Source organism: Salipiger pallidus, assembly GCF_014643635.1.
Lineage (GTDB): Bacteria > Pseudomonadota > Alphaproteobacteria > Rhodobacterales > Rhodobacteraceae > Salipiger > Salipiger pallidus.
This window is the reverse complement of record NZ_BMJV01000007.1, coordinates 37,901-50,695: the sequence shown is the minus strand read 5'-3', so window position 1 is coordinate 50,695 and position 12,795 is coordinate 37,901. Positions and strand designations below refer to the sequence as shown.

Annotated in this window: 10 protein-coding genes; 4 read left to right on the top strand and 6 right to left on the bottom strand. The window is 65.9% G+C overall.

Annotation, left to right across the window (positions count from 1 at the left end; genetic code table 11):
• Positions 1 to 379 precede the first annotated feature (379 nt).
• The 5 genes from hisG to IEX41_RS16280 form a co-directional block, all read right to left on the bottom strand.
• Positions 380 to 1,072 (bottom strand): ATP phosphoribosyltransferase, encoded by a 693-nt coding sequence (gene hisG, locus IEX41_RS16300; RefSeq protein ID WP_188791336.1) that lies wholly within the window; start codon positions 1,070 to 1,072, stop codon positions 380 to 382.
• Complete coding sequence (locus IEX41_RS16295) at positions 1,069 to 2,154, bottom strand: ATP phosphoribosyltransferase regulatory subunit (RefSeq protein ID WP_188791335.1); 1,086 nt, start codon at positions 2,152 to 2,154, stop codon at positions 1,069 to 1,071. Before IEX41_RS16295 ends, hisG begins: the two co-directional genes overlap by 4 nt.
• Positions 2,151 to 3,668 (bottom strand): histidine--tRNA ligase, encoded by a 1,518-nt coding sequence (gene hisS / locus IEX41_RS16290; protein WP_188791334.1) that lies wholly within the window; start codon positions 3,666 to 3,668, stop codon positions 2,151 to 2,153. Before hisS ends, IEX41_RS16295 begins: the two co-directional genes overlap by 4 nt.
• 222 nt (positions 3,669 to 3,890) lie before the next feature.
• Positions 3,891 to 6,641: a [protein-PII] uridylyltransferase gene (locus IEX41_RS16285; RefSeq protein ID WP_188791333.1), complete on the bottom strand. Its 2,751-nt coding sequence runs from the start codon at positions 6,639 to 6,641 to the stop codon at positions 3,891 to 3,893.
• Positions 6,642 to 6,660: 19 nt separating this feature from the next.
• Positions 6,661 to 7,845 carry a penicillin-binding protein activator gene (locus tag IEX41_RS16280; protein ID WP_188791332.1) on the bottom strand — a complete coding sequence of 395 codons (1,185 nt, stop codon included), beginning with the start codon at positions 7,843 to 7,845 and terminating at the stop codon, positions 6,661 to 6,663.
• Between the two features lie 88 nt (positions 7,846 to 7,933).
• Between IEX41_RS16280 and rsmI the strand changes: the two genes are divergently transcribed.
• The 4 genes from rsmI to IEX41_RS16260 all read left to right on the top strand — a co-directional run bounded on the left by rsmI (position 7,934) and on the right by IEX41_RS16260 (position 11,229).
• The gene (gene rsmI / locus IEX41_RS16275) at positions 7,934 to 8,806 is read left to right on the top strand and encodes a 16S rRNA (cytidine(1402)-2'-O)-methyltransferase (protein ID WP_188791331.1); all 873 of its coding nucleotides are present in this window, start codon (positions 7,934 to 7,936) and stop codon (positions 8,804 to 8,806) included.
• A 45-nt stretch (positions 8,807 to 8,851) separates the two neighbouring features.
• Positions 8,852 to 9,307 carry a YraN family protein gene (locus tag IEX41_RS16270; RefSeq protein WP_188791330.1) on the top strand — a complete coding sequence of 152 codons (456 nt, stop codon included), beginning with the start codon at positions 8,852 to 8,854 and terminating at the stop codon, positions 9,305 to 9,307.
• Positions 9,308 to 9,397: 90 nt separating this feature from the next.
• The gene (gene gshB, locus IEX41_RS16265) at positions 9,398 to 10,333 is read left to right on the top strand and encodes a glutathione synthase (protein WP_188791329.1); all 936 of its coding nucleotides are present in this window, start codon (positions 9,398 to 9,400) and stop codon (positions 10,331 to 10,333) included.
• Positions 10,330 to 11,229 (top strand): alpha/beta hydrolase fold domain-containing protein, encoded by a 900-nt coding sequence (locus IEX41_RS16260; protein WP_188791328.1) that lies wholly within the window; start codon positions 10,330 to 10,332, stop codon positions 11,227 to 11,229. Before gshB ends, IEX41_RS16260 begins: the two co-directional genes overlap by 4 nt.
• On the opposite strand, the gene IEX41_RS16255 is transcribed toward IEX41_RS16260, so the two are convergent.
• Positions 11,199 to 12,713: a YifB family Mg chelatase-like AAA ATPase gene (locus IEX41_RS16255; protein ID WP_188791327.1), complete on the bottom strand. Its 1,515-nt coding sequence runs from the start codon at positions 12,711 to 12,713 to the stop codon at positions 11,199 to 11,201. The two genes, IEX41_RS16260 and IEX41_RS16255, sit on opposite strands and share 31 nt — an antisense overlap.
• Positions 12,714 to 12,795: the final 82 nt, after the last annotated feature.

Genomic DNA, 12,795 nt, shown 5'->3' with positions numbered 1-12,795 from the left:
CCGGGATCAAGTCCCGTTTTGCGCTCGTGCTCCTTGTTTGGAGTCCTGGGTGCCGACAGGACGAATAAAAACGTTATATATATGGTGGGCGGCGTGGCGAAGGCGTGCGCTCGAAGGGCAGAGGCACGGCGGACGCACCGGGGTGCGCATGATCGACCGCCGGGGCGGCTCAGGGTGAAACCTGACCGGAGCTACAGAGGGGGGCAGGCATTCGCGATGCTGCCAACCGGCGCTCTTGAGAACGCGGGTCGCCTGGAGGAGGCGGGGCTGGGTATGGCTGGTGTGGCAGGAAATCGCGCTGGTGAGGCGCGCACCAAAAGAAACGGGCCGCGCCCGGCGGCGCGGCCTTTTTTCACTCACCATGGGCGTGGGGTGGGTCTTAGACCCCCAGCATCTCCTCGAGCTCGCGCAGCGCGTCGCGGTCGGTGCCCGCCATGGGCGCCTTGCGCGAGCGGAACAGGGTGGCCTGGCTGCGCAGCACCGGCTCTTCGTCAAGCACCTTGAGGTGGTTGGCCCTCAGCGTCTCGCCGGTGGAGGTGATGTCGGCGATGGCCTCGGCGGTGAGGTTCTTGACGGTGCCCTCGGTCGCGCCCTGGCTGTCGACAAGCTGATAGTCGGACACGCCGCCCCGGCGCAGGTGTTCGCGCACAAGCCGGTGGTATTTCGTCGCGATCCGCAGGCGGAAGCCGTGCCGGTCCCGGAAGGCGGCGGCCACCGCGTCGAGATCGTCGAGCGTCGTGACGTCAACCCACGCGGCAGGCACCGCGATGATGAGGTCCGCATGGCCAAAGCCAAGCTCGGCCAGCGGCTCGACCTTCTGTTCCCACTGCACCAGCTTTTCGCGCACCAGGTCGGTGCCGGTGACGCCAAGGTGGATGCGCCCCGCCGACAGCTCGCGCGGGATTTCTCCGGCGGACAGAAGCACAAGCTCCACGCCCTCGATCCCGTCGACCGCGCCGGAATATTCCCGGTCGGACCCGGTGCGCGACAGGGCGATGCCTCGGGCGCCGAACCAGTCGAAGGTTTTTTCCATCAACCGCCCCTTGGACGGTACACCCAGCTTCAAGGTCATGCCCGGCCTCCCATCTGAAGCAGCAGCCCCGGACGTATCACCCCGCCCACTGCCGGTGCGGCGCGGCCTTGTCCCAGGCGTTCGGTCAGCGCGTCGTAGCGCCCGCCGGTGGCGATGGGGGGCAGGTCCGGGCGGCCCGGTTGCAGGAAGCCGAAGACGAAGCCGTCGTAATATTCCATCGAGGTGCGGCCATAGCTTGCCTCGAACTCCAGAGCGTCCACATCGACGCCGCGCGCCGCCATGGCATCACAGCGCGCCTCGAACCGCTCGACCGCCGGGGTAAGACCCGGCAGGTCCACGGCGATGTCGTGCAGATGCTCGAGCGCGAAGGGGCAGGTTTCGCGCACCGACAGCACCGTGTCGATCAACTCGACCTGGCTGCGGCAGAGCGGGCCTTCGGCGGCATCAGCGCGCAGGGCGTCTATGCGGGCAGCTATCTCGGCCTCAGAACGCAGGCCGATCATCGGACCGGCGTCCCTCAACGGGTCCTCGGCCTTGAGCAGCGCCTTGCGGGCGTTCGGGGGCGGGGTGCGGCCCGAGTAGCGATCGAGCAGCGCACGGAAGCGCCGGGGCCGCCAAATGTGCCGCATCAGTGCGGCACGGCGCGGCTCGGAGATTTCCAAGGTCTGCACCGCAGAGGCAAGAATGCCGATATCGCCGGTCACCGCCCGCAGCCCGTGCGGGGCAAGGACGTCGGCGAAGATGGCAAAGACCTCGGCATCGGCCTGCGCCGGAGAGCGGTCGGCGAAAAGCTCGTAGCCCACCTGGAAATATTCCGAAGCGCGGTCCGGATCGTCCTCCTGGCGGCGGAAGACCTCGCCGCAATAGGTGTAGCGGGCGGGGGCGGCGCGGGTTTCCATGTGCATCTGCACCACTGGAACCGTGAAGTCCGGGCGGAGCATAACCTCGCCGCGTGCGGGGTCATGGGTGACATAGGCGCGGGCGCGAATGTCCTCACCGTAGAGGTCCAGCAGCGTTTCCGCCGGTTGCAGGATGGCACAGTCGACGTTCTGTGCGCCTTCCTCTACGAAGCGGGCGCGCAGGCGGACTGCCTCGGCGCGCTCTTCAGCGATGCTAATCATTCCCTTGTTCCCTCAGGAACCTCATTGGAAGAACTCGGCTGCGACTGCCATTGCGACAGGATCTCCCGGACCTTTGCGATCATCTCGCTGCGCGGAACCTCGTACTGGCTGGGCCGCTCCTTCCACTCTTCGAGAGTGGCGTCCTGCGCCAGCTTGGCCCCGAGGACGAGGTCCTTGATCTGCACCACGCCGCGCTCTTTCTCGTCACCGCCTTCGATGATGGCGACCGGCGAGTTGCGCTTGTCCGCGTATTTCAGCTGGTTGCCGAAGTTCTTGGGGTTGCCAAGATAGACCTCGGCCCGGATGCCGTTGTTGCGCAGTTCAGAGACGATGGCCTGGTAGTCGGCCATGCGGGCCTTGTCCATGACGGTGACCACGACGGGGCCCTGCACGGTAGAGCCGATGCGGCCCTTCTCGCGCAGCGCGGCCAGCAGCCGGTCGACACCGATGGACACGCCGGTGGCCGGCACGGCCTGCCCAGTGAAGCGCTTCACGAGGTCGTCGTAACGCCCGCCGCCCGCGACCGAGCCGAACTGGCGCTTGCGGCCCTTCTCGTCGAGGATCTCGAAGGTCAGCTCGGCCTCGAACACGGGGCCGGTGTAGTAGCCGAGGCCACGCACCACCGATGGGTCGATCTCGATCCGGTCCGAGCCATAGCCCTGCGCGGCGAGCAGCGCGCCGATTTCCTCAAGCTCGTCCACACCCTCGGCACCGATCTGGCTGGAGCCGATGGCGGCGCGCAGGTTGGCGACGGTGGCGGCGGCATCCGCGCCCTTGGAGGTCAGGAAAGCCAAGACCGGCTCTGCCTGCGCGTCCGACAGGCCCACGCCGTCGATATAGGCGCCCGACGCATCAAGGCGGCCCTTGCCGAGCAGCTCGCGCACGCCCGCCTCTCCGACCTTGTCGAACTTGTCGATGGTGCGCAGGACGGCGGCCTGCTGGCCTTCGTCCGCCACACCCATCGCCTCGAGCACACCGTTCAGAACCTTGCGGTTATTGACCCGCACGAGGTAATCGCCGCGCGGAATGCCGACGACCTCGAGGGTGTCCGACAGCATCGCGCAGATCTCGGCATCCGCCGCGACCGATGCCGCACCCACGGTGTCCGCATCGCACTGGTAGAACTGGCGGAAGCGGCCCGGCCCGGGCTTTTCGTTGCGCCAAACCGGCCCCATGGCAAAGCGGCGGTAGGGCAGGGGCAGATCGTTGCGGTGCTGGGCATAGACCCGCGCCAGCGGCGCCGTGAGGTCATAGCGCAGGGCCATCCAACTCTCGTCTTCGTCCTGCCATGCGAAGACGCCCTCGTTGGGGCGGTCCACGTCGGGAAGGAACTTGCCGAGCGCCTCGACGGTCTCGACCGCGCTCGATTCCAGCGCCTCGAAGCCGTATCGATGGTACACCCCGGCGATGGCGCGCAGCATGTCGCTGCGCTCGGTGACTTCGGCACCGAAATAGTCGCGGAATCCCTTGGGCGTCTGCGCCTTGGGACGAGGGGCTTTCTTCTCTTTGGCCATGACTGGCTCCTGGGCTTCCCGGATTGCGCGCATCCCTTAGCCCGAGCGCCGCCCCGAGGCAACCGAGGCCCATGTATTTAGGCGGCCCGCTTGCGGGGCCAGGGTGCCATCTGCGCCCGCCGCGCAGGAACAAGGTCGGCATCAGTTGCGCGGATCCACCGGTTTCGCGCGTCGCGCAAGTCCATGCGCGGTGCCCGCCGCGAGGGGCGGCGGGCGCTTGGGTCACGAGTTGCTGAGGATGCGTTCGGCCCCGGCCTTCATTGCCTCGCGCAGGCGGCGTTCCAGCGTCTTCTGCTTGGACGGGGTGTAGAACTTCAGCCCGAACATGTCCTTGACGTAGAACGTGTCCACCACCTGTTCACCGAAGGTCGCGATCACTGCGCTCGAGATGTAGACGTTGCTTTCCGACAGGGTGCGCGTCAGGTCATAGAGCAGCCCTGGACGGTCGCGGGTGTCGACCTCGATGATGGTGTAGATCTCAGACCCTTCGTTGTCGAATGCGATCGAGGTCGGCACGGTGAAAGCCTTCTCGCGCTTTTTGATCTTGCCACGTGACAGCAGTGCCTCACGGGGTTTGACCTCGCCCAGAAGGGTCTTGCGGATCATGTCGCGCAGGCGCGGGATGCGTTCGGATTCGTAGGGCGATCCCTCACTGTCCTGGATCCAGAAGGCCGCCGTGGCAAAGCCGTCCTTCGAGGTGAAGGTGCGCGCATCGACCACGTTGGCCCCGACCAGCGACAAGGCGCCCGCCAGCCGCGCGAAGATGCCGGGGTGATCGGCAAGGGCAAAGCAGACGCGGGTGGCATCGCGGTCCTCGTCAGGGTGGATGTCGATGCGGATCTCGTCGTCGGAGATGCCCTTGAGAAGCTGCGCAAAGACCACGTGGGCGGTGACGTGCAGGCCTTGCCAGTAGGGATCGTAATGGCGGCCTGTTTCGGCGCGCAGGTCCTTGGCATCCCAGTCCGTCAGCGCCTCGCGCAGGGCCTTCTTGGCCTCGGCGCCGCGGTTCTCGCGGTTCAGCGCCTCCATCCCGTCCTCGAGCGCGCGGCGGGTCTGACGGTAGAGCGCGCGCAGCAGCGCGGCCTTCCAGTTGTTCCAGACCGCTGGCCCGACCCCGCGGATGTCACAGACGGTCAGAACGGTCAGCAGGTCGAGCCGTTCCTTGGTCTGCACCGCCTTGGCGAAATCGCGCACGGTGCGCGGGTCGGCGATGTCGCGTTTCTGCGCCATGTCAGACATCAGCAGGTGGTAGCGCACCAGCCATTCGACGGTGGCGCATTCCTGTTTCGACAGGCCCAGCCGCGCGGTCACCCGGCGCGAGATCTGCGCCCCCAGCACCGCGTGATCCTCGTCCCGGCCCTTGCCGATGTCATGCAGCAGCAGCGCGATATAGAGAACCTTGCGGTTCACGCCCTCGTTGAGGATCTCGGAGGCGACGGGAAGTTCCTCGACCAGCTCGCCATGTTCGATCTCGGACAGGTGGCGGATGCACTGGATGGTGTGCTCGTCCACGGTGTAGCTGTGATACATGTTGAACTGCATCATCGCGACGATCGGCTCGAATTCCGGAATGAAGGCGCCCAACATGTTGAGCTCGTTCATCCGCCGGAGCGAGCGTTCCGGGTTGCCGTGTTTGAGCAGCAGGTCGAGGAAGATGCGCCGGGCCTCGCGGTCGCCGCGCATCTCGTCGTCGATGAGATGAAGGTTGGCCTTGACCAGCCGCATGCCGTTGGGGTGCAGCAGGAGACCGGTGCGCAGCCCTTCCTCGAAGTAGCGCAGAAGGTTCAGCTTGTCCGCGAGGAAGGCCGCGTCGTCGGCGATGGCCAGGCGGTTGTTGACCACCTTGTAGCCGGGTTTGACATGCGGGCCGCGCTTGAACATGCGGGTGAGCAGGGGGGCGTCCTTCTGGTGCTCGGCCTCAAGCGCGCTGAGGAAGATTCGTGTCAGGTCGCCCACCGCCGTGGCGTGGCGGAAATAGTCCTGCATGAACCATTCCACCGCGCGGCGGCCGCCCTTGTCGACATAGCCCATGCGGTCCGCCACCTCGACCTGCATGTCAAAGCTCAGTTGCTCTACCGCGCGGCCGGCTGCCAGATGCAGATGGCAGCGGGCCGCCCAGAGGAATTCCTCGGCGCGCATGAACAGCGCGTATTCCTCGCGGCGGAAGACCCCGAGCCGCACCAGTTCCTCGGCGTCGTCGGTGTGGTGGATGTACTTGGTGATCCAGTAGAGCGACTGCAGATCGCGCAGCCCGCCCTTGCCTTCCTTGACGTTGGGCTCGACCACGTAGCGCAGGCCCTGCTTCTGGTGACGCGCGCCGCGCTCTTCGAGCTTGGCGGCGACGAATGCCTTCTCGGTGCCCTTGAATAGGTCTTTCCAGAGGCGCGTTTCCAGCTCGCGGGCGAGCGGTTCGTGCCCGATCAGGAACCGGGTTTCCAGCAAGGCCGTGCGGATGGTGTAATCCTCGGCCCCGAGGCGGAGGCAATCACGCACGGTGCGCGAGGCGTGACCCACCTTCAGCTTCAGATCCCACAGGATGTAGAGCATCGACTCGATGACGCTCTCTGCCCAGGGAGTGATCTTCCACGGGGTCAGAAACAGCAGGTCCACGTCCGATTGAGGCGCCATCTCGCCGCGGCCATAGCCGCCGACCGCCATCATGGTCAGGCGCTCGCCTTCCGTGGGATTGTTGAGTGGATGCAGGTGGGTGGTGGCGAGTTCGAACACCAGCCGCACGCAGCAGTCGGTCAGCCAGGCGTAGGCTTCGGTGGTGGCGAATGCGGCACGGGGGCGGGCGGAAAAGGCGGTGGCGATGACATCGCGGCCGGTCTTGCGGGCCTCGGACAGGATCTGCACCGCTGCGGCGCGCACCTGCGCTTCGGTGTCTGCATCGTGCGCGGCAGCGAAAAGCCGGTCGCGCACGGCAGGAACGTCGAAGATGTCCGATGCCGGCGCGATCAGGTCGTCCGGCATCGGGTATTGCTTCAGGTTGTCAGAATCCCGCGCCGCGGAAGCTGGAGGGGGCAGGGTCAAGGATCACCATCTGGTTGTTGCGCACCGTGGCGACCGCGAGGCCGCGCTCATTGGTGCCGTCCGATTTCAGACGGAATACACCGCCCGTGCCCTGGAAACCAGCCGATTGCGTCAGTGCGCGCCCGGTCAGTGCATCGCTGCGGCCCTGTTCCACCAGAGCGCCGATGGCGGCGATGCCGTCGAAGGCAAGCCCGGCAAGTGGGTGGGGCGAGCTGCCGTAGGCGGCGCTGTAGCGCTGCTGGAAGCTCTGCTGCATGGACTGGTTGGGCAAGGTGAACCATGCACCTTCGGCACCGGGGTAGCTGAAGAGCTCCGGCTTCACGTCCCAGCGGGTCAGGCCGATGTACTGGATCTGTGCCGGGTCGAGCCCGCTTTCGGGCAGGGTGTCGAGAATGATCGGCATGGCGGCGTTGGTGGCATCGGTTGTGATGAACACCGAATCCGCGCCAGGCGCTGCGGCGCCGAGACCACGGGCCGCTTCGGTCACGCCCTCGACGCTCAGCGGGTAGGGCTGGATGCCGGCGACTTTGATGCCATTGCTGGACGCCGCCTGCTGGATGGCGGTTCGGCCGAACTGGCCAGGAACGTCATCGGAATGCAGGATGGCGACGTTTTTCTGACCCTGCTTGCGGGCATAGCCCATCAAGCGGTCCGCGGTGTTGCGGAAGGTCGGCCCGAGCACGAAGAGATTGCCCCCGGCGATGGACGAATTGTTCGAGAAGGACAGCACATTGACGCCCTCGTCGGCGACCGCCTTGGACGCCTCGACGGCAACCTCGCCGCGCAGCGGCCCGAGGATGATGCGCGCGCCCTGATCCACGGCAAGCTGTGCCTGCTGGGCGGCCTGTGCGCCCGACCCGGCGGTGTCGTAGACCGCAAGGTCGATCGTGACGCCGTCGAGATCGCGGATGGCGAGGCGGGCGGCATTCTCAAGATCGCGGGCGATGGCACCGGCGCCGGAATCGCTCTGGGGGATGAGAAGGGCGACGCGAACCGACTGGTTCGGATCGATCTGCGGACCTCCCCTGCCTGCGGTGCCCGCCATGTCAGACACGTTTGGGATGTCACAGGCGGCGAGCAGCCCAGCAGAAGCCAGGGCAGCGGCAGAGAGCGCCTTGCGGGCGCTGGTCAAAACGGCGAACATGTCGGAGTAACTCCCTCGCTTACGGGCACGGGTTTGTCCCGTGCAAGTTTGGGAACGATCATAGTCTAGCAGGGGGGCGGGTCCAGAGATGAATCCCGGAAAAGGCAAAATCGCGCCGGGACTGCACATGGTTGCGGTCCCTATCGGAAACGCGCGGGATATCACGCTGAGGGCACTCGACGTCCTGCGCCACGCGGATGTGCTCGCGGCAGAGGACACGCGGTCCCTGCGCCGACTGCTTGAGATCCACGGCGTGCCGCTGGGGGAGAGGCCGTGCCTGTCCTACCATGAGCACAACGGCGACCGGGCACGCCCCAAGCTGCTCGAAGCGCTGCGCGAGGGGCACACCGTCGCCTATGCGTCCGAGGCCGGAACGCCGATGATCTCGGACCCGGGCTTCGACCTCGTCCGTGCGGCGCGGGAAGAGGATCTGCCGGTGACCACCGCGCCGGGCGCGGCGGCGGTGATCGCAGCCCTGACCGTCGCGGGCCTGCCGACAGACCGCTTCATGTTCGCGGGCTTTCTGCCCAATGCCGCCGGCGCGCGGCGCAAGGCCCTGTCAGAACTTGCGCAGATCCCGGCAACGCTGGCGTTCTACGAATCACCTCGCCGCATCGGTGCGATGCTGGCGGATGCGGCCGCGACGTTGGGTGGCGACCGGCACGCCGCAGTTTGCCGCGAGCTGACCAAGCGCTTCGAGGAATGCCGCAGCGGCAGCCTCGCCGAACTTGCCGAATTCTATGCCGAGGATCCCACCAAGGGAGAGATCGTCGTGCTGATCGGCCGCGGAAGTTCGGAGAAAATTAGCGAATCTGATCTAGACAGCTCTCTGGAGGCCGCGCTCGACACGATGTCGGTGCGAGATGCCGCCGATACGGTGTCCCGAATGCTGGGCGTCAAGCGGCGCGCCGCCTACCAGCGCGCCATGGAGTTGGCGAAGGAGCGGGCGCAAAACGATTAGACCGGGTACGCGGTGCGGCTCCGGAGTTGAAGCAGGAGTGACGTCATGACCGCCCACCAGCTCGCATTCGATTTTGCAGATCCGGTTGTTGTGCCGCGCCCTTCTCCGGCTCCTCGCGCGCCGATCTCCGATACACGCCGGGCACGCGCAGATCGCGGCGCGATGGGCTACCACGCCGGTCTGTCTGCAGAAGTGCAAGTCGCCCGGGATTACGAACGGCGGGGGTACCCTCTTGTCGCCCGGAGGTGGCGGGGCAAGGCCGGCGAGATCGACCTGGTGTTCTGTGATGGCGACGGTTTCGTCTTCGTCGAAGTCAAGAAAAGCCGTAGCTTCGATCGGGCGATCGAGCGGCTCTCGCGCCACCAGATCCGCCGTGTCATGAAGGCTGCCGAGGAATTTGTGGGTGATCAGCCCACGGGCTCGCTGACAGAAATGCGGTTTGACGTGGCGCTGCTCAATACCCATGGGATGATACGCGTTCTGGAAAACGCGTTTCTCTGACCGTCACCTCGGCGCGCGCGTTGCGCTGCAAGGATTGTCACTGCGGGCGTGGTGGGCCATGTATGGCCAAAGCCTAAGCGGGAAAAGCCCATGAAAATTGCCTTCCAGATGGATCCGATCGGTCCGGTCAACATCAACGCGGACAGCACCTTCCGCCTTGCAGAAGAAGCGCAGGAGCGTGGTCACGAGCTGTTCTACTACACGCCCGACAACCTGTCCTTCCAAGAGGGCAGGATCATGGCGCGCGGCCAGTCGCTGCGCGTCAAGCGCGTGCAGGGGGAGCACGCGGAACTGAGCGAGATGCGTCTTGTCGACCTTGCGGACATGGACGTGGTCTGGCTGCGGCAGGATCCTCCCTTCGACATGCACTACATCACCACGACCCACCTGCTTGGGCGGCTGTCGCCGGACACGCTTGTGGTCAACGATCCTTTCTGGGTGCGCAATTTTCCCGAAAAGCTGCTGGTGCTCGACTTTCCGCAGCTGACCCCGCCGACCACCATCGCGCGCGATCTCGCCACCATCCGCGAGTTCAAGGAACGGCACGGGGATGTTATTCTCAAGCCTCTCTACGGCAATGGCGGGGCCGGGGTGTTCCGCCTTGACCAGAATGACCGCAACCTGAGCTCGCTCCACGAGCTCTTTACCGGCTTTTCGCGTGAGCCGCTGATCGTGCAGAAATACCTGCCGGCAGTCACGGCGGGCGACAAGCGCGTGATCCTCGTGGACGGTGAGCCGGTTGGCGCAATCAACCGCGTCCCGGCCAAGGGTGAGGTCCGGTCCAACATGCATGTGGGAGGTCGCCCCGAGAAGGTTGCCCTGACCGAACGCGACCGCGAGATCTGTGCCGCCATCGGCCCGATCCTGAAGGAAAAGGGGCAGATCTTTGTGGGCATCGACGTGATCGGCGAGTGGCTCACCGAGATCAACGTGACCTCGCCCACCGGCATTCAGGAGCTCGAGCGGTTTGACGGCGTCAATATCGCCGGCAAGATCTGGCAGGCGATCGAAGCCAGGGTCGGATGAGCCGGCGGCTCGCCGCTCTCAATCTGCTGCTGCGCACGCTGGTCAAGCCACGTCTGGAACGCACTGCGGGGCCGCAAGAGGCCCTGCGGGATTTCGATCTCAGCTCGCGCTGGCTTCTGCGCCGGCCCGCTGGCATCCGGCATGCAGAGCGTCCGGGCGACTTGCACTGGATCAGTGCATGTCCCTGCCGCCCGGACCGCGTGATCCTCTATTTCCACGGTGGCGGCTACATCACCGGCAGCCCCTACAGCCATGAAGGCCTGATCGCGCGGCTCTCGCGCCTGTCGCACATCGAGGTTTGCGCTCCGGCCTACCCGCTGGCACCGGATAGCCCCTGTCCGGCGCCTTTCAATGCCGCCGTGGAGGCGTGGACCCGCTGCCGTGAGTTGGGATATTTGCCCGAGAACATCGCGCTTTCAGGCGATTCCGCCGGTGGTGGCCTTGCCCTGTCGCTTCTGGGCTGGTGCTGCGAGCAGGGCGAGCCGCCGGGATGTGCGGTGGTCTTTTCTCCATGGTGCGATCTGACTATGACGGGCCAGAGCTTACGCGACAACGCCGATACCGACCCTTATCTGCCGGTCGACCGGATGGAAGAGTTGGTGGCCCTGACCCTCGGAAAGGCTGCCCGCGACGATCCGCGCATCTCACCGCTCTACGGGCGCTTTCCGGACTGCCCTCCGGTGATGATCCACTATTCCGCCACCGAGATCCTTGCGGATGACGCCCGCCGCATGGCGGCGCGGTTGCGCGAGTTCGGCGGCGATGTTGCGCTGCGCGAGCACCCCGATGCGCCCCATGCGTGGCCGGTGTTCGACGGTTGGATCCCCGAGGCCAGGACGACGCTGCGTGAGGCAGCGCGCTTTGTTCAGGCCTCTCTCGGGGCGATCAGGCGGTAGCTCAGCGCTTCGGCAAGGTGGGGCCTTCGGATGTCGGCCGAACCGTCGAGGTCTGCGACGGTGCGCGCCACCCGCAGGATACGGTGGTAGCCCCGCGCCGACAGGCCAAACCGCTCTGCGGCTTTGAGCAGGAGCGCGCGGCATTCCGCGTCGAGCGGTGCGATTTCGTCCAGCATGCGCCCTTCGGCGTCGGCATTCGTGCGCAACTTCACAGTGCTACCGAAACGCTGAGCCTGAATCTGTCGCGCTGAACTGACGCGACGGGCGACATCGGCGGAGCTTTCGGTGGGGGCAGGCATATCCAGATCCATGAACGGAACTGGGGGCACCTCGATGCGCAGGTCGATCCGGTCCATCAAGGGCCCTGAAATGCGGCCCATGTAATCCTCGCCGCAAACCGGGGCGCGGGAGCATGCGCTGGCGGGGTCGGTAAGGTGCCCGCACTTGCAGGGGTTCGCCGCGGCAACCAGCAGGAAGCGGCAGGGATAGGTCACATGTGCATTGGCGCGTGAGACTGCGATCGACCCTGACTCGATGGGCTGTCGGAGGGTTTCGAGGACCGCCCTTGGAAACTCGGGCAGCTCATCAAGAAACAACACGCCATTATGGGCGAGGCTGACCTCGCCGGGTTTGGCGCCACGTCCGCCCCCCGTGATGGCAGCCATGGATGCGGTGTGATGAAGTCTTCGGAAGGGCCGCTGCCGCGAAATGCCGGCCCCCCGCAGCTCTCCGGCGACCGACTGGACCATGGAGGTCTCCAGGGCCTCGAGCGCCGTGAGCGGTGGCAGGATACTTGCCATGCGTTCCGCGAGCATAGATTTGCCCGATCCGTGCGCCCCTACCAGTATCATGTGGTGACGACCGGCGGCGGATATCTCCAAGGCACGTTTCGCGCGTTCCTGTCCTTTCACGTCCAGAAGGTCCGGATGGTCCGTTGTACCGATGACCTCCCCCGGAGTGGCAGGGCTGATCACCGCGTCGCCGGCGTAGTGCCGGACCACCTCGGTCAGGGTGTTGGCGGCGATGACGCGGGCGTTGCCGACCCATGCGGCCTCGGGGCCGCAGGCGCGGGGGCAGAGCAGGGTGCGATCCTCTTCCGCCGCCGTCATGGCGGCAGGCAGAGCCCCGGGCACCCGCACCAGTGTGCCGTCGAGCGCAAGTTCGCCGAGCGCCATGGTGCGTGACACGTCCTCGGTGGGCAGAATGTCCAGAGCCGCTAGCAGGGCCAGAGCGATGGGCAGGTCGAAATGCGAGCCCTCCTTGGGCAGGTCTGCTGGCGACAGGTTCACCGTGATGCGCTTGGACGGCATCGCAATGGACATGCCGGTCAGCGCCGCGCGCACCCGTTCGCGAGCCTCGGACACGGCCTTGTCCGGCAATCCGACGATGGCGAAGCCCGGTACGCCGGCGGTGATGGCGCATTGCACCTCGACCGGGCGCGCCTCCACGCCTTCGAATGCCACCGTATAGGCTGTTGTGACCAATCGACTGCTCCCGACCATGCTCGGGACAGGCTGCCCCAAGCATGGTTAGCAAAGCGTTAATTCAGGTAATTTCGAAAGCCAC

What these genes read in the sequence shown, in the direction of transcription:
- hisS (WP_188791334.1), bottom strand. Translation starts at nt 3,668, where the DNA reads ATGGCCAAAGAGAAGAAAGCCCCTCGTCCCAAGGCGCAGACGCCCAAG.
- hisG (WP_188791336.1), bottom strand. Translation starts at nt 1,072, where the DNA reads ATGACCTTGAAGCTGGGTGTACCGTCCAAGGGGCGGTTGATGGAAAAA.
- gshB (WP_188791329.1), top strand. Translation starts at nt 9,398, where the DNA reads ATGAAAATTGCCTTCCAGATGGATCCGATCGGTCCGGTCAACATCAAC.
- IEX41_RS16260 (WP_188791328.1), top strand. Translation starts at nt 10,330, where the DNA reads ATGAGCCGGCGGCTCGCCGCTCTCAATCTGCTGCTGCGCACGCTGGTC.
- IEX41_RS16295 (WP_188791335.1), bottom strand. Translation starts at nt 2,154, where the DNA reads ATGATTAGCATCGCTGAAGAGCGCGCCGAGGCAGTCCGCCTGCGCGCC.
- IEX41_RS16280 (WP_188791332.1), bottom strand. Translation starts at nt 7,845, where the DNA reads ATGTTCGCCGTTTTGACCAGCGCCCGCAAGGCGCTCTCTGCCGCTGCC.
- IEX41_RS16285 (WP_188791333.1), bottom strand. Translation starts at nt 6,641, where the DNA reads ATGCCGGACGACCTGATCGCGCCGGCATCGGACATCTTCGACGTTCCT.
- rsmI (WP_188791331.1), top strand. Translation starts at nt 7,934, where the DNA reads ATGAATCCCGGAAAAGGCAAAATCGCGCCGGGACTGCACATGGTTGCG.
- IEX41_RS16270 (WP_188791330.1), top strand. Translation starts at nt 8,852, where the DNA reads ATGACCGCCCACCAGCTCGCATTCGATTTTGCAGATCCGGTTGTTGTG.